This is a genomic window from Curvibacter sp. EU05-FHT14A10, from assembly GCF_058791075.1.
The window spans coordinates 109,659-136,620 of record NZ_JBYTDE010000012.1 but is presented as its reverse complement, the minus strand read 5'-3'; the positions used below and the strand labels follow the sequence as shown (position 1 = coordinate 136,620).

Below are 26,962 nucleotides of genomic sequence, written 5' to 3'. Positions count from 1 at the left end.
ATGTGTCCGACCCTGTTTCAACGAGATTCGCCATGACTTCCTTGCCTTCTGCTGCGCGTTTGGCGCGCCTGCCTTCCATTCGTCCCAGCCTCTTGCACCTGGCCTGCCTGTCCCTGATTGCTTCGGTGCCCCTGGCGCAGGCCCAGAGCAGCACTGAAGCCAACCCCCCTGCCAGCAGCAGCTCTGGCCCGAGCCTGCGCGAGGTGACCGTGACCGGCAACCCGCTGGGCGCCTCCGAGCTGGTGGTGCCGGTCACCTCCTTGCAGCGGGACGAGCTGACCGAGCGTGCCCGGGGCACCCTGGGCGAGACCCTGGACGGCACCCCGGGTGTGAGCAGCACCTATTTCGGACCCAATGCCAGCCGACCCATCATCCGGGGCCTCGATGGAGACCGCATCCGGGTGCTGAACAACGGCGGTGCCACCGTCGATGCCTCGGCTCTGAGCTTTGACCATGCCGTGCCGCTGGAGCCCATCACGGTGGACCGCATCGAGGTGCTGCGTGGGCCGGGGGCCCTTCAATATGGTGGCAGCGCCGTGGGCGGCGTGGTCAATGTGATCGACAACCGCATTCCGCGCGAAGCCCTGGACGGCGTCACTGGCAAGGTCGACCTGGGCCTGGCCAGCGGCAACCGTGAACGCAGCGCCGCCGCGATGGTGGAAGGCGGCAACGATCGCTACGCCCTGCATGTGGATGGTTTCAAGCGGCGCACCGGGGACGTCAACGTGCCGGTCAGCCTGCCCTGCGAAAAGACCGGGGCCAGCCCGCAGGCCAGCCGCATCTGCAACTCCGCCAGCGACGCGCAGGGCGGGGCGGTGGGGGGGAGCCTGTTCTGGGACAAGGGTTACCTGGGCGCCTCGGCGGCCACCTACCAGACCACCTACGGCACGGTGGCCGAGGACAACGTGACCATCGGCATGCGCAGCAACCGCTACGCGTTGGAAGGCGAGTGGCGCCCCCCGGTGGCTTTCATCCAATCGATCAAGGGGCAGTTCAGCCATTCCGACTACGCCCACACCGAGTACGAATCGGGTGTGGCGGGCACGCGTTTCACCAATCAGGGCAATGACTTGCGGCTGGAGGCGCGGCATGAACGCTTTGTGGGCCTGGACGGCGTGATCGGCCTGCAGGCCGAGACGGGCCGCTTTGCGGCCTTGGGGGAGGAAGCCTTCGCGCCGATGAGCCGCAGCAGCAGCCAGGCCTTGTTCATCCATGAGGAACTGCCGACGTCCTGGGGCAAGCTGAGCGCCGGCGCCCGCACCGAGAGCGTGTCCGTGCGTTCGCTGGGCAGTGCAGAGACCGCACGCTTCGAATCCGGTGAGCGACGCTTCAACCCTCACAGTGCGGCGCTGGGGGCCCTGTACAAGCTGAGCCCGGCCTGGCAGATGACGGGCAATCTGGCCTACACCGAGCGGGCCCCCAAGGACTACGAACTGTTTGCCAACGGCCCCCACATGGCCACGGTGGCCTGGGAAACCGGGGATTCCTCACTGGGCAAGGAGCGCTCTACCAGCGCCGAACTGGGCCTGCAATGGAAGCAGGGCGCTCATCAGGCCTCCGTCAATGCCTATCAGACGCGCTTTCGCAATTACATCGGTCTGTTGGCCACCGGCGATCAGCTGACGGCCGACGGTCAACGCAACCCTGCCGACAGCAGCCTGACCACCTACCCCGAATACCGCTACAGCGGCATCCGGGCCCGTTTCACCGGGCTGGAGGGCAACGCCACCGTGCGCCTGATGGGGCCGGGCGGCCTGCAGCCCGGTGGCAGCGCCGGGGCACTGGATCTGTTGCTGCGGGGCGACCTGGTGCGGGCCATCAATGCCGACACGCTGGACCCCTTGCCACGCATCGCCCCGGCCCGCCTGGGGGCTTCGCTGGCCTGGACGCGCGGGCCCTGGTCGGTGCGCGGTGGCTTTGACCACTCGGCCGCCCAATCCCGGGTGCCCAGCGACAGCCGCGCCACCTCGGCCTACACCTTGTGGAACGCCATGGGCAGTTACAAGACCACGGCCCGTGTGGGCGGACAGACCACGCAGATGCTGTGGTACGCCCGCCTGGACAACCTGACCAACCAACTGGCCTACAGCGCCACCTCGATCCTGACCACCACGGCGTACCCCAAGGCGCCCTTGCCCGGGCGCAGTCTGAAGGTGGGCTTGCAGATCGCGTTCTAGGTCCTGGTTGTCAGACAACCCGCGCCAAAGCAGCGACAATCGGTGGCTTGATAGCGGCCCGCAGCGTGCGGGCCGTTGTGTTTTGGCCCACCAGACCGTTTTGCCGTGAATCATCCTGTCGTTGTTGCCCTGCTGCCCGTTGTCCTGTTCATTCTCACGGGCTACGTGGCGGGACGGCGGCGCTGGATTGGCGGTGGGGCGGTGCGTGACCTGTCGAACCTCGTCTTCATGCTCTTGCTGCCCGCCCTGCTGTTTCGCACCATGAGTGCGGTGCATCTGGGGCAGCTCGACTTCAAGCCCATCGCCATGTACTTTGGCGCGGCCGGTCTGGTGTATGCGCTGGTGATCGCGGTGAAGGGTTACAACCCCACAGGCGCGGTTTTGGCCCTGGCCGGTACCTTCAGCAACACCGGCATGATCGGCATTCCCTTGATCGGGCTGGCCTATGGGCAGCCTGGCATGGTGACCCTGTTCACGCTGATTTCACTGCATTCGCTGGTCTTGCTGACGGCCGGCAACATCGTGCTGGAGCTGGCGGCCCAACGCGAAGATGCCCGCCGCGGCGTGGCCCCGGCGCACAGTGTGTGGGTGACGGTAGGGGGCGCGCTGCGCAAGGGCATCATCCATCCGATTCCGCTGCCCATCCTGGCCGGCTTGCTGTTCGGATCGACCGGTCTCAGCATCCCGCCGCTGCTGGACCAGCCGCTGCAGTTGCTGGGCAATGCCATGGGACCGATCGCCCTGGTGTTGGTGGGCGTGACCCTGGCCTATGGCTCGGTGGGCAGCCACCTCAAGGGGGCGCTGATGATGGCGGGCGTGAAAAACGTGTTGCACCCCGCGGTGGTGCTGGCCCTGGGTTGGCTGCTGGGTCTGGGGGGCGTGCCCCTGGCGGTGATGGTGGTGACCGCCGGGCTGCCAATTGGTGCCAACGTCTACCTGTTTTCGCAGCGGTATGGCGTGGCCGAGGAACTGACCACCGCCAGTGTGGCGGTGACCACCGTCATGGGGTTGGTCACGCTGCCGCTGGCCATGCTGCTGGTGCGCGGCGTGCTGTGATCCTCACGGGGCCAGACGTTCGCGAACCCAGCTGCCGTTGTCTTCCAGGCGATAGCGCAGGCGATCGTGCAGGCGGCTCTTGCGGCCCTGCCAGAACTCCCAGCGCTCGGGCACCAGCCTGAAACCGCCCCAATGCGGCGGGCGTGGCGGCTTCAGCATGAACTGTGCGCCATAGCGCGCCGCATTGGCCACCAGCACGCTGCGGCCGCTGATGACCTGGCTTTGTGGGCTGGCCCAGGCGCCGATGCGGGAATCCAGCGGCCGGCTGTTGAAGTAAGCGTCGCTTTCCTCATCGCTGACCTTTTCCACCCGACCCTCGATGCGCACCACGCGCTCCAACTCGACCCAGTGGAATTGCAAGGCGGCAAACGGGTTGCCGGCCAACTCATGCCCTTTGCGGCTTTCGTAATTGGTGTACCAGACGATGCCTCGTTCGTCATAGCCCTTGATCAGCACGATGCGGGTGCTGGGGCGCAGGTCGTGGCCCACGGTGGCCAGGGTCATGGCGTTGGGTTCGGGTACCTCGCCCGTGATGGCCTCGTTGAGCCATTTCTCGAATTGGCGCAAGGGTTGCGCCTCGGAGGCGTCTTCGCTGAGTTCTGCGCGCTCGTAGCTTTTGCGCAAGTCGGCAATCGCCGAGGGGCTGGTTTTGTTGCTCATGCGCCGATTTTGCCTGCTGCTCGGCCCTTGCGCTTGACCCAGCACAGGGGCAGGGCATCGGCCGCAGGGTGTTCACACCTCCTGCGGCGGCAGGCGTTGCAGCCGACTGATGGCCGGCCCCGAGATCAGCAGCAGTTGCCAGGCGAAGGCCAGCACCGCCAGCCCCAGGCAGGCCGATTCGCCCCAATGCGCGCCCACCAGCCCACCCAGGGCGGCGCCCAGAGGGCGGGCGCCGGCATTGCCGGTCAGAAAGATGGCCGACACCCGGCCCAGCAAGGCCCCGGGCGTGACGGTCTGGCGCAGCGTCGTCGAGCTGATGGTCCAGATGATGGCCCCGCAGCCAAACACAAAAAAGCCGAGCCCGGCCAGTGCGGCCGAGGGCCACCACACGGTGGCCGCCAGGGTGCTGCAGGCCAGCAGCGACATGGCCGGCCCGAACTGCACGGCTCGGCCCAGGGGCAGACGGGCCAGCACCCGGCTGGCCAGCAGGGCACCGCACACCATGCCGGCACCAAAGCCAGCCAGGGTCAGCCCTACGCTGGCCGCGTTCAGGCCCAGGTGGCGCACCGCATAAGACACATAAGTGCCCTGCAGCACGAACCAGCCGATGTTCCAGATCACAGCGGTCTGGAAGATGGGGCGCAGCAAGGGTTGGTGCCACACCTGGCGGGCGCCCTCGCGCAGTTCGGCCCACGGGTGGCGCGGCGGCGCCGGGGTGCGGCGGGGCTCGTGCAGGCCGCGCATCCAGGCCACGGCCAGGCCCGAGCCGACGGCGGCCACCACAAAGGCGGTCGAGCCGCCGGCCCAGGCCACCAGGCTGCCCGCCAGGGCTGGGCCCCCCGCATACGCCAGGCTGCGCGCCAGTTCCAGCCGTCCGTTGGCCCGTGCCAGGGCGCTGCCCGGCACCAGCGACGGCACCAGGGCCGGGGCCGCCACGCTGAAGCCCACCGTGCCCAGGGCCCCGATGAAGCCCATGGCCAGCAGCCAGAGCAGGTTGGCCTGCCCCGTCAACAGGGCGCCCAGCAGCGCCAGCAGCGAGACGGCCCGCAACAACTCGGCCCCCACCATCAGGCGCAGCCGCGAGCCGCGGTCGGCCAGCAGGCCCAGCGGGATCGAGAACAGCAGAAAGGGCAGGGTCTGGAAGGTGGCGAGAAGCCCGGTTTCACCCGGACCGGCCCCTAGCAGCGTGACCGCCACAATGGGCGTGGCCGCCAGGCTCAGTTGTTCGGCGGCCTGGGCGGCCAGGTTGGCCCAGGCCAGGCGGTTGAAGGCAGCGGGCAGCTTGGCGTCGGTCATGCAGGGGGCTTGTGCAAAAGGAGCGGATGGGTGGGCAGACGGCAAGTCTCGCAGCTTCTGTGGGGCCTTGCTGGCCGTTTGCGGACCTGAGACCGTCAACACGTTCCGAGGCTGCGGGCTCGCTTATAGTTCGGCCGCCGATCCCTGCCCATCCCTGCCCACGCGGGCCCCGAACCTGCCACCCCATGTACAAGCCTGACCGTCCCGCCGTTCTGCCCATTCGCCAGGGGGTCAGCCCCAGTTGTGTGGCGGTGCCCGCAGGCCCTTGGCCGACCCTGCTCGATTTTCTGGTGCATCGCCTGCCCAAGGTCAGCCGGCAGGACTGGATCGAACGCATGGCCCGCGGTGACGTGGTCTGTGAGCGCGGCAAGACGGTGACACCCGAGCGGCCCTTTGAGCACAGCCTGCGCTTGTTTTACTACCGTGAGCTGGCCACCGAGCCGCAAATCCCCTTCGAGGTCGGCGTGGTGTACCAGGACGAGCATCTGCTGGTGGCCGACAAACCCCATTTCATGCCGGTCACACCCGGCGGGCGCTATCTGCACGAGACCTTGCTGGTGCGCCTGAAGCATCAACTGGGCATCGCCACGCTGTCACCCATCCACCGCATCGACCGAGAGACCGCCGGGCTGGTGCTGTTCTCGGTGGACCCGGCCAGCCGGGGGGCTTACCAGGCCTTGTTCCGCGAACGGGAGGTGAGCAAGCAATACGAGGCCATGGCGCCCTGGCGGCCCGAACTGAGCTTTCCGATCCGACGCCAGAGCCGCATCGTGGAAGACCCGGCGCAGTTCTTCCGCTGCTGCGAGGTGCCCGGCGAGCCCAATGCTGACAGCACGGTCGATGTGCTGGAGGTACGCGGCGAGTTGGCGCTCTACCAGCTCAGCCCCGTCACGGGCAAGCGCCACCAACTGCGGGTGCACATGAATGCGCTGGGCCTACCCATCCACGACGACCACTTCTACCCGGTGGTGAACGACCCGCCCGAGGGCGATTACTCACAGCCCCTGCGCCTGCTGGCGCGGGCCCTGGCCTTCGACGACCCGGTGACGGGCCAGCCCCGTCAGTTTCGCAGTGGGTTGAGGCTGCGCTGGCCGGGGGAGGCCTGAGGGCGATCCGATGTCGAGGCAAAGTTCGCCTCGTCACATTGTTAACAAGTAGCTTGTTTGTTATCCTTAGAGTGCTAGCTAATATTGCAAGCATGAACGGCAAACATGCAAAGACACTGGCGGCCATTTTTGCAGTGCCCACCAGCAAGACTTTGGAGTGGGCAAAAATTGAAGCGCTTCTGATCGCTGTGGGTTGCCTTGTGGTGGAGGGGCGTGGGTCCCGCGTGCGCTTCGTGCACGGCCAAGTGGTGGCAAGCTTTCATCGCCCACACCCTGCCAAGGAGGCCAAGGCCTACCAAGTCGAAGACGCCCGTGACTTTCTGAAATCCATTGGAGTAACGCCTTGAACACCATGATCTACAGGGGCTATACCAGTCGCATCGATTTTGATGACCGTGATGACATCCTGGTGGGCCGCCTTTTGGGTATTCAGGATGTGGTGAGCTTTCATGCGGACAGCGTGGCTCAACTTCGGGAGGCTTTCCACGAGGCGGTGGATGATTACCTTCAAACCTGCGAAAAAATTGGCAAGCCTCCCCAAAAGCCTGCGAGCGGGAAGCTCATGTTGAGGGTGCCACCAGAGGTTCACGGCTCTGCACTGATTGCCGCCCAGGCCGCGGGCAAGAGTTTGAATCAGTGGGCAGCAGAGGTCCTGGCAACAGCCGCGCACGCTTGACACTCGTTTTGACACTCGTTCGTCAGCATGGGCGGCAGGACCCGTTCAGCCCCGAGCCGCCACCAGATCGATCTCGACCGACGCATTCTTCGGCAGTTGCCACACCCCCACCGAGGTGCGGGTGTGGCGGCCGGCGGCCCCCAGTACCTCGACCAGCAGGTCAGAGGCGGCATCGGCCACCTCGCTGTGCTGGGTGAAGTCGTCGGCGCATTGCACATACACGGTGACGCGCAGCACCTGCTGGATGCGGTCCAGGCTGCCCAGTTGCTGCTGCAGCAGGGCCAGTGCGCGCAGCACGCTGATGCGGGCGCCGGTGCGCGCCTGCTCCAGCGAGGTGCCGGCCCCCACGCGCCCGGTGACCTGCACCGTGGTGCCCACGCGGGGCACCTGGCCGCTGACATACACCGTGTCGCCGTGGCTCAGCACGCTCTGGTAGTTGCCCCCGATCACGATGGGGCCGGAAAAGGCATCGCCCCAGGGGGCGCAGGCCGCTTCGAAACGGGCTTGGCGGGTGGTCATGGTGGTGGCGGGGGAGCTGAAGGTGGGGCGGATCTTACCCTTGGTGGTGGGCCGTGCCTGTTGCGCCTGTTGCTATTGCACGCTGAGCTCGCGCCACGACACCCGGCGGGTACTCGTGCTGGTGCTGGACACGGGGATGGTGGTGGTCTGGCTGGTGCCATCCGACAAATTGGTGATGGCCACCACTTTGCCGTTGGCCAGGCGCACCAGGCTCACACCGCTGGACAGGCCGGTGGTGGTGCCTGAACTCAGCAGCACGCCGGTGCTGGTGCTGGTGCCCACGGCCAGCCCGGTGGTGTAGCTGAAGTAGTTCAGGTAGCTGGAACCACCCACGCTGCAGCCGGTGCTGGTGGTGGGGATGTTGGTGGTGAAGGCCAGGGTGCCGAGTTGCAGATCCATGTCGGTGGTCATGCGCTCGCCGCTCTCCGGCAGGTCGGCGAACCAGCCGTACATGGTGCCCAGGTCCACCGCGTAGCTGACCGTGCTGGTGGCCGTGCGCACGCCACCTGAGTCGCTCAGCGTCTGCTTCACGAAGCAGTTGGTCTTGGTGCTGCTGGAGCAGGGGTTGCTGCGGGGGCTGCCATACAGGCCGGTGGTGGCGGTGGAGGTGGTGAGCGGGTCTTTGATGGCGTAGATCGACTGGGTCTGGGTACTGGTGAGGTCGCTCAGGCCCAGCAGTTCGCCGGTGCCCACAAAGACCAGGTAGTTGCCGTTGCTGTAGCCGAGTTCGGGCCGGGTGGTGACAGGTTGCCGGGTGCTGCTGGCATCGGCCAGGGTGGCCAGCAACTGAGGCGTGACCGTGGTGCTGGCCGCGTTGGCGGCGGTCAGGGCACTGATGTCGATGCGCCAGACATTGCCCAGCAGGTCGCCGCCATACAGGCGCAGGGCCAGGTTGTTGGTGCTGGCGCTGTCGACGTAGGCGCTGAGCTGTGCCAGGCCGGCCGGGCAGGGCGCGGTGCTGCAGCCGCTGACCGCGGCGCTGCTGCTGCCGGCGCCTGTGTCGATCTTTTTGATGATGGCGCCGGTCTTGGCGTTGAGGATCCAGACGACGCCATGACCAGTGCCGGGTGACACATTGTTGTAGCCCGAGCTGATGATGACCACCCAGGTGCCGTCCGACAGCTTGGTGATCACCGGGATGCCGTAGGAGTAGCCCAGGTCGGCGTCGGTGGTGTAACCGGTGGTCTTGCTGGTGTCGTAGCTGAACTCCCACAGCACGCTGGGTGAGGCAGGCGTGGTGATGTCGAGCGCGTAGAAACCACGCCCGCCGCCGCCCAGGCCACCAATCAGGATTGTGTGCCAGGCGCTGTCGAAGTAGGCGTCGCCAGTCTTGGGTGTGGCGTTGACGTAATTGATGTGGTTGCTGCTGTAGTTCTTGTCTGCCAGCTTGTATAGATTGGGCAGCAGCATGGACGGGATGTAGGCCCAGGATTCGACCCCGGTGCTGGCATTGAAGGCATGCAGCATGCCATCGTTGCCACCGATGTAGACCATGCCCTGGCGCGAACTTTGAGCCGCCTTGAAGGCGGCGTAGCCAGCATCTTTGTAACTGAACAGCGGGGTGGTGACGTACACGGGCGCCGAATCGACCAGATCGCCGAGGGCATGGGTTCGGGCTCGGTAGTACTTGCTGGCGTCGCTGGATTCATTGCTGCGGTCACCCCGCAGAAAGTTGACCAGGTTGATGCCGCCGGCGCCGGTACTGGTGCCGGCGGTGGTGCTGTCCACCTGCGAGGCGCTGGCGATGCACAGCGTGCCGCTGGTGCACAGCTGCGAAAGGCCCGATATCGCCCCGCCCGTGATCTGGAAGTAGGCCTTCTGGGCTGTGGTGAGCGACGCCCAGGTGAAGGGCTGCAGGGCGCCCGTGGTGGCGTTGTAGGTGTAAATGCTGCGTGAAGCGGCAGTCAGGTTGTCGTACAGCGGGGTGGCTGCCGTGCTGGCGGCGCTGTTGACGGTGCCCGATTCAGACCAGTCGACGTAGCTCGACAGGGCGCCGGTGCTGACGTCGATGGTGTAACGGGCCAGCTCGCCGTACCAGTCAACCGAGCGGAAGGTGGATTTGAAGACGTAGTTGTCGCTCGACGTGACGTTGGGTGTGCTGGTAGTGGCCGTGGCCGAGTTCGAGGTGGCAGCCTGCACGGAGGACAGAAAGGTGCTGAGCCCGGTCTTCAGGTTGCTGGCATTGCTGGCGCTGTAGTACACGCCGCGGCCGTTGACGGCGGCGTGCCACAGGTCGTCAATGGTGGTCTGGGTGTTGTTGGTGGGTTTGGGCCAGCCGCAACTGCCCGAGGTCTGCCAGCTGCAGATGCCATTGCCGGCATTGGTGGTGCTGGCCGTGGTGCCCACGCTGACATCGTAGTAGTCGCCCGAGGTCAGCGAGGTGTAGCCCTCCTGAAACAGCATGTAGCCCGAGGCCCCCAGGCCCAGTGTGGAGGTGTACATGCGCTGCTGCCCGTCGGCCACGCTGTTGCTCGCGACATCGACACCGCTGGCGCTCAGGGTGTTGCTGTAGGCGGAGGCCCGCAGGTCGGTGTTGTAGTAGTAGTAAGCCACATCGGCCAGGGTGTTGGCGGTGGCGTTGGGGTCCAGGTAGGGTCGGGTGGCGCTGCCGTCCTGGTCGCCGATTGCGGTGCTGCCGTCGATGCGTGTGGGGTCAGCCGTCTCATTCCAGTAGCCGTCGGTCGAGAGGATGGTGTAGTTGCGCTGGCAGGCGTACTGCATCGGGTCGGTGGCGCTCACGTTGTTGATGCTGCTGAGCTTGCCGGCGTAGTAGCGCCCGGCCTTGCTCAGGGCGGTGCGCAACGGGGTGCTGCTGCTGGGCTTGGCCTTGGTGAATTTGCTGAACCACGCGGCCTTCTGTCCACTACTGCCGGTGGTCAGGTCGGCCAGGTTGAGAAAGTCAGAGCCGGTGTTGTTGTTGATGCTCATGTAGCCCAGGCGGTAGCTGGTGCCCAGAGTGCTGAAGGCCTGGGTGGCGGCGGTCTTCATCATCTGCATGCGGGTGTGGTAGTAAGCCCACCAGTTGGCGTAGTTGGTCATCTCCTCGGCATAGGTGCACGTGGTGCTGGCGCAGTCGGTGCGGGTGGCCGACTTGGCCGTGGTGCCGGGGTAGCTGTACGACGTGGTGCCCGTGACGATGCTGGTGAGGATGTTGGAGCCTGGCACGGTGACCGTACTGGTGCCCGACTTGTAGCTCAGCGTAGGGTAGCGCAGTTGGGTGTAGGTCTTGCCACCCGTGGGTGCGGTGTTGACATAGGTGACCTGGCAGTCGCTTAGCGCGGTGTCCGAACACCAGCGTACATAGGCCGGGTAGGGATAGGCCGTGGTGGCGGCACTGAGGGTGGCGCAGGTGGCCTGATGCACATCGCTGCAGTACTCGCCTGCCACGAAGGTGTAGAAATAGGCGTTGCCAACCAGGTTGCTGGTGGAGGTACTTTGCACACCAAAGCCATCGTCGGGTACCTTGCTCCAGGTGCTGGTGTTGCTTGAGCTCATGCTGGGGTAACTGCTGCCGTCGTAGTACACCGGTGGGCTGTAGGTGACCGCCGCGTTGTAGTACAACCCGTTGTAGCGGCTGTTGCGGAACAGGGCCGCGGTGTTGGTGCTGGCCCAGTCGGGCAGGTAGGCGTAGTCCATGCTGCCCGAGTCATCGAGCACGTACAGGATGTTGGGCTTGACCTGACCAGGGCTGGCGGTCTCCAGCGGGCTGGTGGCCAGATCGGTCACGGTGGCCTGGCTCAGGGGCGACAGGGCCGCGACCAGCAAAAGCGTCAGTGCATGGCGAGGGCTGCGCATGGGGCTGTTTCCGGGTTGAAGGTGAGGGCGAAATGAGCTCGGCAGGCGGCAGACGTCTACAGTGCCACGACGACCTGGACAAGGCTTTGCGTGCCGCGGGGCCCGCTGACCCGTACCGTGATGCGGTAGTACACCTGGCTGCCGTTCAGGCCGCTGCCGCCACTGCTCTTGAGGTTGATTTTTTGCGAGTCGCAACTGCTGCCCCCGGAGCAGGTGCCCGAGTTGGCGTTGGGCGATTGGGTGCAGTCCACACTCGTCGAACTGGCGTCGCCGGTTGCACTGCACAGGCGATGAATCACATAGGCCACCGTGTTGCCGGCAGGGTCGGTGCTGAGCTTGAGCGATGAACTGTCGAGCGTGGCGCTCCAGAAGTCGGCCCAACTTTGGCTGGTTCCAGGGTCTTGCCGCGTGGCCAGATAGCCGTAGGCGGTCTGGTCGCAGGCCAGCACGGTGGTGCCAACCGAGGTGGAACAGGTACTGGCCGTGGTGCTGGTGCTTTGGCCGTTGTTGTTCTCCAGCCAGGCAATGGCGGCCTCCACACCTTCGTCGGCCGAGTGGGTGGCCGCCTGCTGGAAGGCCAGGTTGCCGGCAATCTGATTGGCGGTGTAGACCGAACGTGTGAGTGCCAGGGCGCCCAGAGTCAGTGCCACCAGCACGATCAGCGCCATGATCAAAGCCACGCCACGGGTGGGGCGGTGCGCCTGACGGGTGTGCTTCAGCATCCGGTGGTCCCGCCTTGGTAGTTGATCTGCGAACCTGACCAGATCATGTCGCGCAGAGGCACCACGGTGCTGGCCTGGCGGTAGCGGTATGCCGTCCAGTCGGTGAGCCCGCTGAGCACGATCGGGGCCGCGCTGGGGTTGGTGGGGGCGCTGGTGCTGACCGTGCTGCCGTCCCAAACCGGGGCACTGCTGGTGGGCAGGGTCTTGTCGTACTGCGGGCTGCGCGCTACCACCGCCATGCGCAGGGTGAGCACGCGTGACCAGGCACAGTAAAGGTTCAGGCCACTGGTGTCTGCACTGCTGCCAGGGGTTGTCTGGTCGTAGGTGTCGAGCGTGCCGTCCATCAGTACGGTGCTGGTGTCGCGCCCGTATTGGGCGCGCAGCGCCACCACATTGCTAGCCACAGGCACCCACACCGTGCTGTCCAGGCTGCTGGTGTAGCTGCTGCTGCCGCAGTTGTAGCGCAGGTAGTCGCACTGGGTGAGATTGCCGTTGCGCACGGCATAGGCATGGATGGACAGCGCCTTGCCCAGATTGAAGACCAGGCTGCCCGCGCCCAGCCCCACCGTGTTGTTGGCGACCGTCAGCTTGGCGGTGCTGCTGTCAATCGCGCTGACCTTGTTGAGTGGCAGGGTGCAGGGGCTGGGGCGGGTGCTGTTCTGGGCGACCACGTAGTCGCCGACGGCAAAGCTGCCCGGCGACGTGACCTGGTAAGTGCCCGCGACCGAGGTGGCGATCAGGGCATCGCCTTCGGAAGAGCCATTGGTGCTGGTGGCGACCACCAGCAGGGTGTCGGTGTTGCTGTCGCCCGCTGGCACCAGGCTGGTCGCCGGGTTGATGGTCGCGGGGGCCAAGGGCAGGCTGACGGTGGCACTGTCCTGGGTGCTGGTGTAGCTGAGGCTGCAGCCGAGGATGGCGAAAGCATTGACGCCATAGCCCGAACTGCGCACGTCCCGCTCCAGGCCATACAACGCCACAGTGGCGTTCAGCAGGGCGTCGTTGCCGCCTGCGGTGGCGCGGCGCGCGGTGTCGGAATCCAGCATCAGGCGCATCATCACGATCACGGCAGCCAGCCCGATGAGTATGCCAACCATCACCTCGATGAGACCAAAGCCACGCTGGCGCAGCGGTCTGGGCTTTGCGTTGAACGAGGGCGCTGTCATTTCAATTGCACCAGCGTCACCAGTTGGTGGGATTGGGTGTCGGCTGGGCCTCGCCAGAAGACGGTGATGGTGGCCTGGCTGCGCGCCGTGCTGCTGCTGCCGCCACCGGCCAGTGTGCTGAAACTGATGGTGGGCAAGGTGCTGTTGGCCGACGAGATGCCGGGCAGACCGCTGGCCTGCACCTGCGCCAGCCACAGCGCATAGGCGCTGCCGCTGGGGCTGGCGAACTGGGTTTGCAGCGTGGTGGCTGTGCGGTCGCTGGCCCACATCTGGCTGGCCGCGGCGTTGGCCAGCAGGCTGGCCATGCTGCGGTATTCGGCTTGGCTGGCCTGCTGTACCGCGCCAGCCTGCATGCCCACCAGGCCGAGCAGGCCGACCGAAAACAGCAGCACGGCCACCAGCGATTCAATCAGAGCCGATCCCCGCGCCTTGGCGGGCCGCGACGGCCGATGTTCAGCAGGCGCGCGCACGGTCGGCGGCCTGAGTGCTGCTCAGGCTCGGGTCACACAGGCGGATCTGCCCGCCGGGACTGACCACCAGGTTCAGGCACCGGGTGTCGCCTGATGCGGCCATGCAGGTGCCGCTTGGGGCGGTGACCTGGAAAGTCACATTGGCGCTGACCGTGGTGGTCGGGTTGGTGGTGGCGGCAAGACGGCCCAGGCTGTCGAAGGCCAGGGTGCTCTGGCTGGCCGTGATCAGCGCGTTGCTCAAAGAACTGCTGCCGGCGCTGCGTTGCAGCAGGTAGGGGCTCGTGCTGTCGCTGATGGCGCTGGCGCAGTGCGAGGCCGGGCTGATGCTGCTGCCCAGGTTGATCACCCATTGGGTGCTGGCGCTGACCAGGGTGCAGCTGTCGCTGAGGTCGCTGGTGAGCTGCAGCCGCACGGCGGTGTTGCGGCGAACGGCCTCGGCGCGCGCCATCTGCAGCCCGCTCTGCAGGTTCTCGGCCTGGCTGCGCACCTGGGCATTGCGCAACCAGCTTGAAAAGGCTGGGATCACCATCAAGAGGCTGATGCCGAGAATGGCCAGTGCCACCATCAACTCGATCAAGGTGACACCTCGCATGGAGGGCGGCTTGCGACCCACCTCCATCAGCATCGCCCTCCCTTGGCGGTGACCCAGCAGGTGGTGGAGGTGGTCCAGCCGGTGGGCACCGAGGTGGTGGCCCGGTTGCCGCTCTGGTCGATGGTGAAGGTGAAACCCGCCATGTTGGTGCCAGCGTTGCCGCTGGCACTCAGCACATAGGTCGACGTGGTGCAGGTGCTGAAGGCGTAGGTGAAATAGCTGCTGCTGGCCATGCCGCTGGTGCTGCAGGCACTGGTGTTGGGCGCGAAATAGCTTCGGCTGTCCTGGAACAATTGCTCCATGGCCACCTGCTTGGCCGCCAGAGCGGCTGTGGCCTCAGGGATGCGCGAGCGCTGGATGTAGTAGACATAAGCCGGCAACGCAATGGCTGACAGGATGGCCACGACGGCCACCGCAATCATCAATTCGATCAATGTGAAGCCCTGGAGGCGGCGCAATGGCAGGAGATCAGTGGTACGGCGGGGCATGGGCAGGCCAGTGGGGACAGCAAGAGAAAACGTCCTGCTGGCTGCGATTAAAAGCGGTTCCACCTCCTGAGCGCGCCATGTACCCGGGTCGATACCTGATTTTACGAATCGTTTGTGGTGTGTTGCAGGCGCTTTACGGGCCGATGCAGTTCCACCGTGACGGCGGCCCTGTCACCGGCCCAATGTGGTCTTGAAGCCCCTGTTATGCCTCTATAATCTTGCCTGCCGCGGGTGTAGTTCAATGGTAGAACGGCAGCTTCCCAAGCTTCATACGAGGGTTCGATTCCCTTCACCCGCTCCAGATTCCTGTCTCACACGGCCTCAGGCCACCTCAGAACCCGCTGACCTCCCTCTGGCAGCGGGTTTTTTGTTGTCTCACGTAACCTCAAGCCATACCATCACATCTCAACACTTTGTTGGTACGTGCATGAATGGCATCACGCCGCTGGCGTCGGTAGCGCGCACGTGGAGCGGACACAGGCGCGAAGCCAGCGATGGGCGGGGTCCGCCTCAAGCCGAGGGTGCCAAAGCAAGGAGACCGAGAACGGCGCCAATGGCAGCGGCAGCTCAAGTGGGTGCAGGCCTGCGTACAACACGCCAGTGTGACGTTCATGGACACAGGCGACCAGATCCGAGGCACGGACCAGGGCTAGCGCTGCCGCAAAGCCTCCCACCACCGTGTTGATGTGACGGGCCAGCCCCAAGCCCGCTAAGGCTGCATCGACGGGCCCCTTGTCGCCCTCGCGCCGAGAGATATGGACATGACGGGCTGCTGCAAACCGGGCTGCGGTCAGTTCTCCTTCGCAGAGTGGATGGCCCTGGCGCACGACGCCGATGTAGCGATCCCGGAACAGAGCCTGCGCGCGCACTTCCGGCCCGACGAGCTGGTCCACCACGCCGGTCTCCAGATCGACTGAGCCGTCACGCAGGGGGCCGCTGTCCTTGTCGAGCTTGTGCAGGAAATGCAGGCGCACGCCGGGAGCTTCTGCAGCGATCCGCGCCAACAGTCCGGCACCGAAATTCTCGACGAAACCCTCGCTGGCCCGCAGGGTGAAGGTGCGCTCGAGCTGCGCCGGATCGAGCTGTCCGATGGGCCGAAGCGCAGCCTGAGCATCCTGGACCAGTTGCCCGATGGACTCACGCAGCTCCAGCGCTCGCGGGGACGCCACCATGCCGCGTCCGGCCCGCACCAGCAGTGGGTCACCGGTGGCTTCGCGCAGCCTGGCCAGAGCACGACTCATCGCCGATGGGCTCAGCTTCAAACGACGGGCAGCGCGCGCTACGTTGCCTTCGGCCAGCAGCACCTCCATCGTGTACAGCAGGTTGAGATCGGGTCGAGTCAAGGCGAAGCTCCAAATTGGTTGAGGTTGATATGGCGTCCCACGCAACTATCAAGTGCAGATCATGCGCCTTCCGCCATGTCTCGTGAATCTCTATCTTTCGACCTATGTGCTGGGGCGGTGGTCGTCCCAGCGGAACCGAAGGAGATTCACATGACCCGCAACACCCTGGAAACCAGCATCGACGGTATCCGCTCGGTCTGGGGGCCGCTCAGCACCGAAGTCGTCGCCGCCTGCAAGGCGCATCTGGAGGACTTGGTCCAAGCGCCGACCAGCGAAGATTGGCTGGCCGAACTGCACCGGCAGGCGCCGGCAAACAAGGAACTGCACCGCGATGCCGAGCATGGCTTTGTGCTGCTGGCTCACACAGAAACTGCCGGCTTGTACCGGCCACCCCACGACCATGGCCAGGGCTGGGTCATCTATGCAATCCAACAGGGTGAGATCGAGATGGGCACCTATGCGCGGCTAACACATCCGGACGGCAGTGTGCGCCTGGTCAAGCGCGGCACGACGCGGGTCCGCCCGGGGCAGGTTCAGGTCTACCTGCCTGGTGACATCCACGACACGCGCTGCGTGAGCGGCCCGGCCCTGCTGTTCCGCTTCACCGAGCGTGACCTGAAGAAGGAGGAGAGCGAGGCCCATCGCGTCACGCGCTACGCCGAACACGACGGCGCTTGGACCGCGAGGGTGCTGTGAAGCCGCTCCAAACGCCAGCCAGGAAGCAGCAGGCAGTGGACATGCCGCAGCCCAAAGAGGACGCCAGACGGCCCCTGCCGGCACCCAGGCGTCAGGCCGCGATTGCTGCCGTGTTGGCTGCCATGGTGTTGGCTGTGCTCGACGCCGCCATCGTCAACGTGGCACTGCCGTCCATGGCGCAATCTCTCAACATCACCCCGGCCAGGTCAGTCTGGATCATCACGGCCTATCAGGCTGCCTTGGTCATGGGCTTGCTGCCGTGCGCCGCGCTGGGTGAGAGCCAGGGCTTCAGGCACGTCTTTGCGCTGGGCGTCGCGCTGTTCACCGTGGCGTCAGGCCTTTGCGCGCTGGCTCCGACCCTCGAATGGCTGGTCGCGGCGCGATTCCTGCAGGGCCTTGGGTCTGCTGCGATCATGGCGCTGGGCATCGCCCTGCTGCGTCTGGCTGTGCCGCAAAGCCAGCTCGGCGCCGCCATCGGCTGGAACGCGCTGGCCGTGGCGCTGTCTTCGGCGTCCGGGCCAACCCTCGGCGCGCTGATCCTGTCAAACGCGAGCTGGCCCTGGCTGTTCGCAGTCAACCTGCCATTGGGCGCCATGGTCTTGCTGGCAAGCCGCGCATTGCCCGATCTGGCCGGCACAGCCCGACCATTGGACCGGATCAGCGTGGCGCTGAATGCTGCGGCCCTGGCGTGTTTGGTGATTGGTGCCGAGGTGCTGGTGGAGCGCTCCATGCTGGCTGCCGGCCTGCTCGGAGGCGCCATGGCCGGTCTGGTGGCGCTGGTTCGCCGGGAAATGCCAAAGGCCGCCCCATTGATGCCGCTGGACCTGCTGCGCTCGGGCTCGTTCTGCACCTCGGTGATTGCCTCGGTGTGCTGCTTCTCCGGCATGACCATGGGGCTGCTGGCTTTGCCCTTCCACCTGCAGCACAGCCTCGGGCAGAACACGCTGATGACCGGGATTTACATGACACCCTGGCCGCTGACGGTCGCGATCACAGGCCCGGTGGCAGGCCGCTTAGCCGACCGGGTGTCGACAGGCTGGCTGTGCGCCGCCGGAGGCGTCTGTCTCGCGGTCGCTCTGGCTGCTGCGGCTCTTTGGCCATCGCAAGGCAGCGCATGGCAACTGGTGCCGCTGACCATGCTTTGCGGGCTGGGCTTCGGTCTGTTCCAGGTCCCCAACAACCGCAACATGTTCCTATCGGCCCCCCAGGAGAGAGCCGGCGCCGCTGGCGGCATGCAGGCTACGGCGCGGCTGGCTGGGCAGACGGCGGGCGGTGTCGCCATGAGCCTGCTGTTCACCCTGGCCTCCACAGGATCCGCACCGCGGCTCGGACTGGGCATCGGATCAGCCCTGACCCTGGCCGCAGGCCTCATCAGCGTTCTGCATGTCAGGGCCAGGGCCTGACAGAAGAGTCGCCAACCTCGCTCCTTCCGGGGCATCCACCGACGGCGCGTTAATCGAACAAGCATCCTCGCCATTACCCAAGAAGGACCTATGGAACCCCGTCTCAACTTCTTCAGCTCCAACCCCGACGCATTGAGGGCGTTAAGGATCCTGGATCAGCAGGTCGCTCAGTCAGGACTCGAGCCTAAGCTCGTCGCACTCGTGCGCCTACGGGCATCGCAGATCAATGGCTGCGCCTACTGTATCGATGTGCACGCTGCGGATGCCCGCAAAGCGGGCGAGTGTGAGCGGCGCCTGGCCGCACTGGTTGTCTGGCCCGAGACGCCTTTTTTCGACCACCGTGAGCGTGCTGCGCTGGCCTGGACTGAAGCGGTCACGCGGGTGGCTGACACACGTGTTCCCGATGCGGTGTGGGAAATGGTGAAACTGCTGTTCTCGCCTGCAGAACTCGTCAATCTGACGCTGCTGGTCTCCACCATCAACGCCTGGAACCGATTCGCTATCGCGTTCCGCATGCTGCCGATACGAGGTCAGTGAGGTCGGGATTCTGCTTGCCAACATAATGGACCACGACCGACCTCTTGCTCGCCACCAAGCTCGCCGTGCTGCGTCTTCGCTGCGCAGCATGTCGCGCCTGGAGTCCAGGGCCTCAGGCCACCTCGGAACCCGCTGACCTCATTCAGGCTGCGGGTTTTTTGTTGTTCACCCTCTGGCCTGTACCGTTTCCATGTCTGGCTGCAGTGCAGGAGGTCAATCCGGTTTGTCCGTCTGGGTTCCTTGGGTCACGGCCACCTTTGGCAACCCTTGGTCACAGCGCAGTCATGACTCCCCTCCTATACTGCGCGGTCTTGCAAATCGGATGCGTTCGTGAAATTTCGTTTCAATCATCTTTCTGGTCTTTTGCTGAGCGCCTTCACCTTGGTGACGCTGCCCGTCTGGGCCGACAACAGCACAGGCGCTGAGGAGCCCGCCGCCGACGAATCCAGCATGGCGCGCTTCCAGAGCACTTACATCTGGCAGAAGAAGAATGCTTTTCAGGCGGCCTATTCGGGTCCCAACAGCCTGAGCCCTCAGGCAGAGCGCAGTTACACCCTGACCTTTGACGCGTACCTGGGCTTCAAGCCCTGGCAAGGGGGGGAGTTCTACTTTGTGCCCGAGATCACCCAAGGCCTGCCTTTGTCAGCCCTCACGGGCCTGGGCGGCTTCACCAACGGTGAGGCCACGCGCGTCAGTGGTACCAACCCCACGCTGTACCGACAAAAGCTGTTTTTGCGGCAGACCTGGAACCAGGGTGGCGGGCAGGAGAAGGTGGACGCGGCGGTCGATCAGATGGCCGGCACGGTGGATCGCAACCGCTGGGTGCTGACCGCCGGTAATTTCTCGACCCTCGACGTGTTTGATGACAACGCCTATGCCAAAGACCCGCGCACCCAGTTCATGAACTGGTCGGGCATGTCGCACACCTCGTACGACTACGCGGCCGACGCACGTGGCTTTGGCTGGGGCGCGGCGCTGGAGTGGTACCAGGGCACGTGGGTCTTGCGCGCCGGCCGCATGACCGGCCCGACCACACCCAACGGGCAGCCGGTGGACCTGCGCATCTTCAAGCACTACGGCGATCAGTTTGAAGTGGAGCATGCGCACGAATTGGCAGGGCAGCCCGGCAAGGTCCGGGTGCTGGCTTGGCGTGCCCGGGCGCAACTGGCCCGTTACGATACCGCACTGGCCTACGGGCAGGCCAACCCGGGTGCCGCCGACAAGCAATGGATTGCTGCAGTCCGCGGGCCCGAGCAGACCAAGTATGGCCTGGGCCTGAACATCGAGCAGGCCATCAACCCCGAATCCGGTGTGTTCATGCGGGCTATGAAGGCCGATGGCAAGACCGAGACCTATGCCTTTGCCGAGGCCGATGCCTCGTTCTCGACCGGCTACGCCAGTTCGGGCAAGGCCTGGGGCCGGGCGCAGGACACGGTGGGTTTTATGTTTGCGCGCAACATGCTGTCGGCCGATCGGCGTACCTACCTGGCGGCTGGCGGCATCTCGTTCTTCATCGGCGATGGTGCCTTGCGCTACAAGCCTGAAACCCTGGTTGAGCTGTACTACAACATGAACGTGCACAAGAATCTGTGGGTGTCGCTCGATTACCAGCGCATCAGCAACCCGGCCTACAACGCTGACCGCGGTCCGGTCAATGTGGGGTCCGTGCGCCTGCACGCCGAGTTCTGAGGTTCCTGAGGGGCTGACGCAGCCCCCTACGCTCAGTGAAGATCAGGAGCTGCCGCCCTCGGTGGCGGTCCAGCGGATGCCGGCCACACCCAGGTTGTGTTCGCTGATGTGCTCGGCAAACACCGGGATCAGGGTGGTCAGGTGGTTGTGATAGCGCTCTTTCCACATGGCACGCAGGTGGTTCAGGCCTTTTTCATTGCGGTACAGCGTGCCGTCCCAGCCAATCAACAGCACGGCGGCCTCGCCTTCATCCACCAGCACGCACAGCAAGGCATCGTCGGCGTCTTCGTTGAGCGAAGCGGCCAAAGCGGCCTCATGGGACGCAATGCCCTCCACATACAGGTCCAGGCTCAGCGCCTGCTGACCCGAAAAGGCACGCAGCAATTCGCTGGCGATCTGGATTTGGTCTGTCATGCGCGTTGGAGCCATCGGCTCAAGAGTTGCTGCCACCCATCCTAGCAGCGCCCAAGCCTCGCCAAAGCGCAGTCAACTGACAAATGCGCAGGGATTGGCCCGATGTTTGAAAGGGCCCAAAACCGCCTCGACCAGGCTTCAGTTCGTCACGGCAGCAAGGCTCAGATGGCCGCGGAGCAGGCCAAGCCAGCGGCACCCGAGGAGCTGGCTCTGCCAGGCCTCTGGGTGCGCCCCTTGAGGGGGATGGGGGCCACATGCAGTGAGGCCATCCGACAGGGTGGTCCTTTTCAGCCCTGAAAAACCAGCCATCAGAGCGTTGAAGTTCGTCACCACGCCAAGGCCCAAAAGGCCGCGGAGCAGGCCATACCAGCGACACCCGAGGAGCTGGCTCTGCCAGGCCTCTGGGTGTGCCCCTTGAGGGGGAGGGGGCCACACGCAGTGAGGCCCCAACAGGGTGGACCTATTTCATTTCAAGATGTCACCCAGGCACAAGTACTTCAGTTCGACGTAGTCGTCCATGCCGTGGTGCGAGCCTTCACGGCCCAGGCCCGACTGCTTGACGCCGCCAAAGGGCACGTGCTCGGTCGCGATGACGCCGGCATTGATGCCGACCATGCCGTATTCCAGGGCTTCGCTCACGCGGAAGATGCGGCCCACGTCGCGGCTGTAGAAATAGCTGGCCAGGCCGAACTCGGTGTTGTTGGCCGCGTCGATGGCTTCTTGCTCGGTCTTGAAGCGGAACACCGGTGCGAAGGGGCCAAAGGTCTCTTCACGGGCGCACAGCATGTCGGCCGTGGCATCGGCGACCACGGTGGGTTCGACGAATTGACCACTGAGCTTGTTGCCGCCAGCCACCACGCGAGCGCCCTTGGCCAGGGCGTCGGCCACATGGCGATGAACCTTCTCGACCGCCGCATCCTCGATCAGCGGGCCCTGGTTCACACCTTCCTCGAAACCATTGCCCACCTTCAGGGCCTTGACCTTGGCGGCGAACTTTTCAATGAAGGCGTCGTAGACGCCATCCTGCACATAGAGGCGGTTGGCGCACACGCAGGTCTGGCCGGCGTTGCGGTATTTGCTGGCCATGGCGCCTTCGACCGCGCTGTCCAGGTCGGCATCGTCAAACACGATGAAGGGTGCGTTGCCGCCCAGTTCAAGCGACATTTTCTTGACCGTGGGGGCGCTTTGGGCCATCAAAATGCGACCCACCTCGGTGCTGCCGGTGAAGCTGATGTGGCGCACCACGTCGCTGGCGCAGAACACCTTGCCCACGGCGATGCTGTTGCTGCCATCGGCCGTCAACAGGTTCAGCACCCCGGCCGGGATGCCGGCGCGCACGGCCAGCTCAGCGGCGGCCAGCGCGGTCAGGGGGGTCAGTTCGGCGGGCTTGATCACCACCGGGCAACCGGCCGCCAGGGCAGGCGCCACCTTGCGGGTGATCATGGCCAGCGGGAAGTTCCAGGGCGTGATGGCGGCGCACACGCCGATGGGCTGCTTGAGCACCATCAGGCGACGGTTGTTGTCGAACTGGGGCAGGGTTTCGCCGTTCACGCGCTTGGCCTCTTCGGCAAACCATTCGACAAAGCTGGCGCCGTAGGCCACTTCGCCCTTGGCTTCGGCAAAAGGTTTGCCCTGTTCGGCGGTCATGATGCGGCCCAGGTCCTCCTGGTTGGCCATCAGCAGCTGGAACCACTTGAGCAGGATGACGTGGCGCTCTTTGCCGGTCTTGGCGCGCCAGGCGGGCCAGGCGGCGTTGGCGGCCGCGATGGCGGCTTCGGCATCGGCCGCGCCCAGGTTGGCCACGTCGGCCAGCTTCAGGCCGGTGGCTGGGTCGTTGACGTCGAAACGGCTGCTGCCGGCCACCCATTGACCATTGATCAATGCGTCAGTCTTGAGCAGGGTGGGGTCTTTGAGCAGGGCGAGGGGGGAGGTCTTCATGTCCATGGCTTGGGTTTCCGTGTCGGCAAGAAAAGAAGGGGGGGGGAGGGGGCTCAGCGGCAGGGCACGCCGGGCAGCACGCACAGCATCTCGTACAACAGGTTGGCCGCCAGCAAGGCCGTGTTGCCGCTGGTGTCGTAGGGCGGGCTGACCTCCACGAGGTCGCAGCCTATCACGTTCAATCCGCGGCAGCCGCGCACGATTTCCAGCCCCTGGGGCACGGTCAGGCCGCCGATTTCAGGGGTGCCGGTTCCGGCAGCGTAGCTGGGGTCGAGACCGTCGATGTCAAAGCTGATGTACACCGGATGATCGGGGCCGATGCGTTCGCGCACCTGGGCCATCAAGGGGGCCAGCGACTGGTACCAGACCTCGTGTGCCGGCACCACGGTGAAGCCCTGCTGGCGCGGCCAGTCAAAGTCATCGGCGGCGTAGCCGGTGCCGCGCAGGCCGATCTGCCACACCTTGTCGCCGGCCAGCAGGCCTTCTTCCACGGCGCGGCGGAAGGGCGTGCCGTGGGCGATGCGTTCGCCGAACATGTCGTCGTTGATGTCGGCATGGGCATCGACGTGGATCAGCGCCACCGGACCGTGGTGTTTGGCCACGGCGCGCAGGATGGGCAGCGCGATGGTGTGATCGCCGCCCAGCGTCAGGGGCACGCAGCCGTGGCTCAGCACCTCGTCATAGAAGGCGGTGATGATGTCCACCGACTTGGGCAGCGAGTAGGTGTTGATCGGCACATCGCCCAGGTCGGCCACCTGCAGCGCATCAAACGGTGCGGCACCCGTGGCCATGTTGTAGGGGCGCAGCAGACAGGATTCGGCGCGGATCTGGCGCGGGCCGAAGCGGGTGCCCGAGCGATTGGAGGTGCCGATGTCCAGTGGCACGCCGATGAAGGCCGCATCCAGCCCCCGCGCGGAGGTGGTGACGGGCAGGCGCATCATGCTGGCCAGGCCGGCAAATCGCGGCATGGTGTTGCCGCCCAGTGGCTGGTTCAAGTGGGATGGAGGGGTGTGGCTCATGGCAGGCCCCCGCTCAGCGTTTGCGCCCGCGCAGCCATTCCAGGGCCAGCAGCAAGGCGGTGGTGAAGCAGATCAGCAGGGTGGCCACCGCGGCAATCGTGGGCGAGATGTTCTCGCGGATGCCGGTGAACATCTGGCGCGGCAGGGTGGCCTGCTCGGCCCCGGCCAGGAACAGCGTCACCACCACTTCGTCAAACGACGTGGCAAAGGCGAACAGCGCGCCCGAGATCACACCCGGTGCAATCACCGGCAGGGTGATGCGGAAGAAGGTGTTGAACGGGGTCTCGCCCAGGCTCAGCGAGGCGCGCACCAGGTTGTGGTTGAAGCCCGCCAGCGTGGCCAGCACAGTGGTTAGCACAAAGGGGGCGCCCAGGGCAGCGTGCACGATGATCAGGCCGAAGTAGCTGTCGGCCAGGCCCAGCGGCGCAAAGTACAGGTAGGTGGCCACGCCCACCACCACGATGGGCACCACCATGGGCGCGATCAGCACGCCCATCAGCAGGCCCTTGAACGGGAAGGTGGCGCGCGACAGGCCCACCGCAGCCAAGGTGCCCAGCGAGGTGGCCAGCAGCGTGGCAGCCGGCGCCACGATGAAGCTGTTGCGCGTGGCCCGGGCCCATTCGGTGGACTCGAACAGGTTGCGGTACCACTTCAGCGACCAGCCCGGGATCGGGTAGGCCAGAAACGAGCTGTCGGAGAACGACAGCGGCACCATCACCAGGATGGGGGCCAGCAGGAACACCAGCACGGCCACGCACAGCAGCCGCACCGCCCACCAGCCGGCCTTGTCGGCGGCGGTGGCGTACAGGGGGAATTCAGGCATTTTGATCATGGGCATTCACCTTCTTTTTCTTGATCAGCCGAGGCTGAGTTCAGCCTTGCCGATGCGGCGGTACACACCGTAAAGAATCAGCGTGGCGCCCAGCAGGATGGCGCCCAGGGCGCAGGCCATGCCCCAGTTCACCTCGACGTTGGTGTAACGGGCGATGTAGTAGCTCAGCATCTGGTCGTCGGCCCCGCCCAGCAGGGCCGGGGTCACGTAGTAACCAATCGACAAAATGAACACCAGCAAGGCGCCAGCCCCGATGCCCGGGTAGGTCTGCGGCACATAGACGCGGAAGAAAGCGGCCAGCGGCGCGCTGCCCAGCGACACCGCGGCGCGCAGGTAGGTGGGGGGAACGTTCTTCATCACGCTGTACAGCGGCAGGATCATGAAGGGCAGCAGGATGTGCACCATGGCGATCACCACGCCGGTGCGGTTGAACAGCAGGGGCAGGGGCTCGTGGATCAGGCCCAGGCCCATCAGCCCGCTGTTGACCAGGCCTTCGGACTGCAGCAGCACGATCCAGGCGGCCACACGCACCAGGATCGAGGTCCAGAAAGGCACCAGCACCAGGATCATCAGCACATTGGCCGAACGCTCGGGCAGTGAGGCCAGCCACCAAGCCAGGGGGTAGCCCAGCAGCAGGCAACAGATCGTCACCACCAGGCTGATGTGAAAGGTGCGCAGCAGGATGGCGCCAAAGGCACGCTGCTCTTCAGGCATGCGCTCGATGGCACCCTCGGCGTCGCGTTTCAGGTCGAGCGAGGCCAGCAGGTAGTCGGGTGTCCAGCGCGAGCCGTTCTTGGCAATCGCCTGCCAGAACGGGACCTCGCCCCAGCGTGGGTCGGCCTGCAGCAGGCGGGCCTGGATGTCGGCGTCGCTGCCCTCGAAGGGCAGGGCGCGGTAGGCGCCCATCACCAGCGAGCGGGCACCGGGCACCTCAGTGTTGAGTCGGCGGGCCAACTGGCCGGCATCGGCACTGTCGGGCAGTTGCGCCAGGTCCTTGACCAGGGCGCCGTAGGCCGCGGCAGCGGGGGTGTCACGCCCGTTCCAGCCGTCCAGCGCGCGGATGGTCAGGGGCAGGGCGTTGGCCACCTCGGGGTTTTCGACCGCGCGCTGGAGCAGCGCGACGATCGGCACCAGCAGGGTCAGGAGCAGAAACACCAGCAAGGGCAGGGTCAGTCCGAAGGCTCGCCACTGGCGGCGCGCTTCGGCTCGGGATAAGGCTTTGCGCAGTGCGCCGGGCTCATCGCCCGGTGCGCCGGCGGCTCGGATGGGTGCTGCCATGGTGAATCGGCTCCGTCTCTCAGTCAGTGTTGCTCAGGCTCAGGCGTGTTTACTGGGTGGCCCAGGCAGCAAAGCGCTTTTCAAGCGCTTCGCCCTGGTCGGCCCAGAAGCTCACGTTGAACTGCAGGGCTTCCTTGGCGTTGGCGGCCGAGGTGGGCAGGTCGTCCAGCACCTTCTTGTCGAGCTTGGCCAGGGCCTTGCTGTTGGTCGGGCCGTAGGCGATGTTTTGCGCGTACACGGCCTGGTTGCCAGCTTGCAGGCCGAAGGCGATGAACTTTTGCGACAGTTCCTTGTTCGGCGCGCCCTTGGGGATGACCCAGTAGTCCAGGTCATAAATGCCGCCGGGCCAATAGATCTTCAGGTTGCGGCCTTCGCGGTTGGCGGCGTCGATGCGGCCGTTGTAGACCGTGCTCAGCACCACGTCACCGGCGACCAGGAACTGGGGCGCCTGGGCGCCGGCCTCCCACCACTGGATGTTGGGCTTGAGTTCGGTCAGCTTCTTGAAGGCGCGGTCGGCGCCGTCCTTGGTGGCCAGTACCTTGTACACATCGCCCGGCTTCACGCCATCGGCCAGCAGTGCGAATTCGAGGTTGTAACGGGCGCCCTTGCGCATGCCGCGCTTGCCAGGGATCTTCTTGGTGTCAAAGAAGTCGGCCCAGCTGCTGGGGGCGCTCTTGAGCTTGTCGCCGTTGTAGGCCATCACGGTGGACCACACGAACACGCCCACACCGCATTCGGTGACGGCGGCGGGCAGCAGGTCGGCCTTGTCGGCCAGCTTGCTGTAGTCGAGCTTTTCGAACAGGCCTTCGTCGCAGCCGCGCACCGCGTCGGGCGATTCGACCTCGACCACATCCCAGGTCACCTTCTTGGTCTCGACCATGGCCTTGATCTTGGCCTGCTCACCGTTGTATTCCACCGGCACCACCTTGACACCGGTCTTTTCGAAGGGCTCGTAGTAGGCCTTCTTCTGGGCGTTGGCGTTGGCGCCGCCGAAGTTGACGATGGTCAACTGCTGTTCGGCAAAGCTGGGCAGGGCCAGGCAGGCGGCCAGGGCGGCGGCTGCGCAGGGGATCAGGCTCTTTTTCATGGCACG

The 26,962-nt window shown here is 65.4% G+C and carries 25 protein-coding genes and 1 tRNA gene; 10 read left to right on the top strand and 16 right to left on the bottom strand.

The window, feature by feature from the left end; all coding sequences use genetic code 11:
- Positions 1–32: 32 nt before the first annotated feature.
- Both AC3WUT_RS21465 and AC3WUT_RS21460 read left to right on the top strand, forming a co-directional pair.
- The gene (locus tag AC3WUT_RS21465; protein ID WP_492349120.1) at positions 33–2,177 is read left to right on the top strand and encodes a TonB-dependent receptor; all 2,145 of its coding nucleotides are present in this window, start codon (positions 33–35) and stop codon (positions 2,175–2,177) included.
- Between the two features lie 105 nt (positions 2,178–2,282).
- Positions 2,283–3,233, top strand: a complete 951-nt coding sequence (locus AC3WUT_RS21460) for an AEC family transporter (protein WP_492349119.1) — start codon at positions 2,283–2,285, stop codon at positions 3,231–3,233.
- 3 nt (positions 3,234–3,236) lie between these two features.
- Here AC3WUT_RS21460 and pdxH read toward each other — a convergent pair whose 3' ends face one another.
- Both pdxH and AC3WUT_RS21450 read right to left on the bottom strand, forming a co-directional pair.
- Positions 3,237–3,893 carry a pyridoxamine 5'-phosphate oxidase gene (pdxH, locus tag AC3WUT_RS21455; protein WP_273422345.1) on the bottom strand — a complete coding sequence of 219 codons (657 nt, stop codon included), beginning with the start codon at positions 3,891–3,893 and terminating at the stop codon, positions 3,237–3,239.
- 72 nt (positions 3,894–3,965) lie between these two features.
- The gene (locus AC3WUT_RS21450) at positions 3,966–5,189 is read right to left on the bottom strand and encodes an MFS transporter (protein ID WP_492349118.1); all 1,224 of its coding nucleotides are present in this window, start codon (positions 5,187–5,189) and stop codon (positions 3,966–3,968) included.
- Between the two features lie 185 nt (positions 5,190–5,374).
- Here AC3WUT_RS21450 and AC3WUT_RS21445 point away from each other — a divergent pair, with 185 nt between their 5' ends.
- From AC3WUT_RS21445 to AC3WUT_RS21435, 3 genes are all read left to right on the top strand, one after another.
- Positions 5,375–6,295 carry a pseudouridine synthase gene (locus AC3WUT_RS21445; RefSeq protein ID WP_492349117.1) on the top strand — a complete coding sequence of 307 codons (921 nt, stop codon included), beginning with the start codon at positions 5,375–5,377 and terminating at the stop codon, positions 6,293–6,295.
- Positions 6,296–6,387: 92 nt separating this feature from the next.
- Positions 6,388–6,642: a type II toxin-antitoxin system HicA family toxin gene (locus AC3WUT_RS21440; RefSeq protein ID WP_492349116.1), complete on the top strand. Its 255-nt coding sequence runs from the start codon at positions 6,388–6,390 to the stop codon at positions 6,640–6,642.
- A gap of 5 nt (positions 6,643–6,647) precedes the next feature.
- The gene (locus AC3WUT_RS21435; protein WP_492349164.1) at positions 6,648–6,971 is read left to right on the top strand and encodes a type II toxin-antitoxin system HicB family antitoxin; all 324 of its coding nucleotides are present in this window, start codon (positions 6,648–6,650) and stop codon (positions 6,969–6,971) included.
- Positions 6,972–7,016: 45 nt separating this feature from the next.
- On the opposite strand, the gene AC3WUT_RS21430 is transcribed toward AC3WUT_RS21435, so the two are convergent.
- The 7 genes from AC3WUT_RS21430 to AC3WUT_RS21400 all read right to left on the bottom strand — a co-directional run bounded on the left by AC3WUT_RS21430 (position 7,017) and on the right by AC3WUT_RS21400 (position 14,720).
- Positions 7,017–7,490, bottom strand: coding sequence for a RidA family protein (locus AC3WUT_RS21430; protein WP_492349115.1), 474 nt, complete (start codon positions 7,488–7,490; stop codon positions 7,017–7,019).
- Between the two features lie 72 nt (positions 7,491–7,562).
- Complete coding sequence (locus AC3WUT_RS21425; protein WP_492349114.1) at positions 7,563–11,285, bottom strand: pilus assembly protein; 3,723 nt, start codon at positions 11,283–11,285, stop codon at positions 7,563–7,565.
- A gap of 56 nt (positions 11,286–11,341) precedes the next feature.
- Positions 11,342–12,007, bottom strand: coding sequence for a pilus assembly PilX family protein (locus tag AC3WUT_RS21420; protein WP_492349113.1), 666 nt, complete (start codon positions 12,005–12,007; stop codon positions 11,342–11,344).
- Complete coding sequence (locus AC3WUT_RS21415; RefSeq protein ID WP_492349112.1) at positions 12,001–13,170, bottom strand: PilW family protein; 1,170 nt, start codon at positions 13,168–13,170, stop codon at positions 12,001–12,003. The genes AC3WUT_RS21420 and AC3WUT_RS21415 overlap by 7 nt, the downstream gene beginning before the upstream one ends.
- On the bottom strand, positions 13,167–13,640 hold the full coding sequence (locus AC3WUT_RS21410; RefSeq protein ID WP_492349111.1) for a type IV pilus modification PilV family protein: 474 nt from the start codon (positions 13,638–13,640) through the stop codon (positions 13,167–13,169). The genes AC3WUT_RS21415 and AC3WUT_RS21410 overlap by 4 nt, the downstream gene beginning before the upstream one ends.
- Positions 13,624–14,232 carry a GspH/FimT family pseudopilin gene (locus AC3WUT_RS21405; RefSeq protein WP_492349110.1) on the bottom strand — a complete coding sequence of 203 codons (609 nt, stop codon included), beginning with the start codon at positions 14,230–14,232 and terminating at the stop codon, positions 13,624–13,626. The genes AC3WUT_RS21410 and AC3WUT_RS21405 overlap by 17 nt, the downstream gene beginning before the upstream one ends.
- Before the next feature lie 26 nt (positions 14,233–14,258).
- A complete protein-coding gene (locus tag AC3WUT_RS21400) occupies positions 14,259–14,720 on the bottom strand; it encodes a type IV pilin protein (RefSeq protein WP_492349109.1) in 462 nt (153 codons plus the stop codon).
- Between the two features lie 227 nt (positions 14,721–14,947).
- On the opposite strand from AC3WUT_RS21400, the gene AC3WUT_RS21395 reads away from it, so the two are divergent.
- Positions 14,948–15,021: transfer RNA gene (locus AC3WUT_RS21395), tRNA-Gly, on the top strand.
- A gap of 136 nt (positions 15,022–15,157) precedes the next feature.
- Here the strand turns inward: AC3WUT_RS21395 and AC3WUT_RS21390 are convergent.
- On the bottom strand, positions 15,158–16,063 hold the full coding sequence (locus AC3WUT_RS21390) for a LysR family transcriptional regulator (protein ID WP_492349108.1): 906 nt from the start codon (positions 16,061–16,063) through the stop codon (positions 15,158–15,160).
- Between the two features lie 150 nt (positions 16,064–16,213).
- On the opposite strand from AC3WUT_RS21390, the gene AC3WUT_RS21385 reads away from it, so the two are divergent.
- The 4 genes from AC3WUT_RS21385 (at position 16,214) to AC3WUT_RS21370 (ending at position 20,388) form a co-directional block, all read left to right on the top strand.
- The gene (locus AC3WUT_RS21385) at positions 16,214–16,759 is read left to right on the top strand and encodes a hypothetical protein (RefSeq protein ID WP_492349107.1); all 546 of its coding nucleotides are present in this window, start codon (positions 16,214–16,216) and stop codon (positions 16,757–16,759) included.
- On the top strand, positions 16,756–18,162 hold the full coding sequence (locus AC3WUT_RS21380) for an MFS transporter (protein WP_492349106.1): 1,407 nt from the start codon (positions 16,756–16,758) through the stop codon (positions 18,160–18,162). The genes AC3WUT_RS21385 and AC3WUT_RS21380 overlap by 4 nt, the downstream gene beginning before the upstream one ends.
- Before the next feature lie 90 nt (positions 18,163–18,252).
- On the top strand, positions 18,253–18,699 hold the full coding sequence (locus AC3WUT_RS21375; RefSeq protein ID WP_492349105.1) for a carboxymuconolactone decarboxylase family protein: 447 nt from the start codon (positions 18,253–18,255) through the stop codon (positions 18,697–18,699).
- Between the two features lie 330 nt (positions 18,700–19,029).
- The gene (locus AC3WUT_RS21370; protein ID WP_492349104.1) at positions 19,030–20,388 is read left to right on the top strand and encodes a carbohydrate porin; all 1,359 of its coding nucleotides are present in this window, start codon (positions 19,030–19,032) and stop codon (positions 20,386–20,388) included.
- A gap of 42 nt (positions 20,389–20,430) precedes the next feature.
- Here the strand turns inward: AC3WUT_RS21370 and AC3WUT_RS21365 are convergent, their stop codons facing one another.
- From AC3WUT_RS21365 to AC3WUT_RS21340, 6 genes are all read right to left on the bottom strand, one after another.
- The gene (locus AC3WUT_RS21365; RefSeq protein ID WP_492349103.1) at positions 20,431–20,802 is read right to left on the bottom strand and encodes a hypothetical protein; all 372 of its coding nucleotides are present in this window, start codon (positions 20,800–20,802) and stop codon (positions 20,431–20,433) included.
- A gap of 465 nt (positions 20,803–21,267) precedes the next feature.
- A complete protein-coding gene (locus AC3WUT_RS21360; RefSeq protein WP_492349102.1) occupies positions 21,268–22,746 on the bottom strand; it encodes an NAD-dependent succinate-semialdehyde dehydrogenase in 1,479 nt (492 codons plus the stop codon).
- Positions 22,747–22,793: 47 nt separating this feature from the next.
- Entirely contained in the window at positions 22,794–23,759 is a 966-nt protein-coding gene (gene speB / locus AC3WUT_RS21355) for an agmatinase (RefSeq protein ID WP_492349101.1), read from the bottom strand.
- Positions 23,760–23,772: 13 nt separating this feature from the next.
- Positions 23,773–24,591, bottom strand: coding sequence for an ABC transporter permease (locus tag AC3WUT_RS21350; RefSeq protein WP_027474383.1), 819 nt, complete (start codon positions 24,589–24,591; stop codon positions 23,773–23,775).
- Between the two features lie 24 nt (positions 24,592–24,615).
- Positions 24,616–25,869, bottom strand: coding sequence for an ABC transporter permease (locus tag AC3WUT_RS21345; protein WP_492349100.1), 1,254 nt, complete (start codon positions 25,867–25,869; stop codon positions 24,616–24,618).
- A gap of 49 nt (positions 25,870–25,918) precedes the next feature.
- Positions 25,919–26,956 carry an ABC transporter substrate-binding protein gene (locus AC3WUT_RS21340; protein ID WP_492349099.1) on the bottom strand — a complete coding sequence of 346 codons (1,038 nt, stop codon included), beginning with the start codon at positions 26,954–26,956 and terminating at the stop codon, positions 25,919–25,921.
- Positions 26,957–26,962 lie beyond the last annotated feature (6 nt).

Coding starts and splice junctions, on each gene's coding strand:
- AC3WUT_RS21350 (WP_027474383.1), bottom strand. CDS start 24,591: ATGATCAAAATGCCTGAATTCCCCCTGTACGCCACCGCCGCCGACAAG.
- AC3WUT_RS21345 (WP_492349100.1), bottom strand. CDS start 25,869: ATGGCAGCACCCATCCGAGCCGCCGGCGCACCGGGCGATGAGCCCGGC.
- AC3WUT_RS21340 (WP_492349099.1), bottom strand. CDS start 26,956: ATGAAAAAGAGCCTGATCCCCTGCGCAGCCGCCGCCCTGGCCGCCTGC.
- AC3WUT_RS21415 (WP_492349112.1), bottom strand. CDS start 13,170: ATGACAGCGCCCTCGTTCAACGCAAAGCCCAGACCGCTGCGCCAGCGT.
- AC3WUT_RS21445 (WP_492349117.1), top strand. CDS start 5,375: ATGTACAAGCCTGACCGTCCCGCCGTTCTGCCCATTCGCCAGGGGGTC.
- AC3WUT_RS21440 (WP_492349116.1), top strand. CDS start 6,388: ATGAACGGCAAACATGCAAAGACACTGGCGGCCATTTTTGCAGTGCCC.
- AC3WUT_RS21360 (WP_492349102.1), bottom strand. CDS start 22,746: ATGGACATGAAGACCTCCCCCCTCGCCCTGCTCAAAGACCCCACCCTG.
- AC3WUT_RS21375 (WP_492349105.1), top strand. CDS start 18,253: ATGGAACCCCGTCTCAACTTCTTCAGCTCCAACCCCGACGCATTGAGG.
- speB (WP_492349101.1), bottom strand. CDS start 23,759: ATGAGCCACACCCCTCCATCCCACTTGAACCAGCCACTGGGCGGCAAC.
- AC3WUT_RS21425 (WP_492349114.1), bottom strand. CDS start 11,285: ATGCGCAGCCCTCGCCATGCACTGACGCTTTTGCTGGTCGCGGCCCTG.
- AC3WUT_RS21430 (WP_492349115.1), bottom strand. CDS start 7,490: ATGACCACCCGCCAAGCCCGTTTCGAAGCGGCCTGCGCCCCCTGGGGC.
- pdxH (WP_273422345.1), bottom strand. CDS start 3,893: ATGAGCAACAAAACCAGCCCCTCGGCGATTGCCGACTTGCGCAAAAGC.
- AC3WUT_RS21450 (WP_492349118.1), bottom strand. CDS start 5,189: ATGACCGACGCCAAGCTGCCCGCTGCCTTCAACCGCCTGGCCTGGGCC.
- AC3WUT_RS21365 (WP_492349103.1), bottom strand. CDS start 20,802: ATGACAGACCAAATCCAGATCGCCAGCGAATTGCTGCGTGCCTTTTCG.
- AC3WUT_RS21385 (WP_492349107.1), top strand. CDS start 16,214: ATGACCCGCAACACCCTGGAAACCAGCATCGACGGTATCCGCTCGGTC.
- AC3WUT_RS21400 (WP_492349109.1), bottom strand. CDS start 14,720: ATGCCCCGCCGTACCACTGATCTCCTGCCATTGCGCCGCCTCCAGGGC.
- AC3WUT_RS21465 (WP_492349120.1), top strand. CDS start 33: ATGACTTCCTTGCCTTCTGCTGCGCGTTTGGCGCGCCTGCCTTCCATT.
- AC3WUT_RS21420 (WP_492349113.1), bottom strand. CDS start 12,007: ATGCTGAAGCACACCCGTCAGGCGCACCGCCCCACCCGTGGCGTGGCT.
- AC3WUT_RS21435 (WP_492349164.1), top strand. CDS start 6,648: ATGATCTACAGGGGCTATACCAGTCGCATCGATTTTGATGACCGTGAT.
- AC3WUT_RS21405 (WP_492349110.1), bottom strand. CDS start 14,232: ATGCGAGGTGTCACCTTGATCGAGTTGATGGTGGCACTGGCCATTCTC.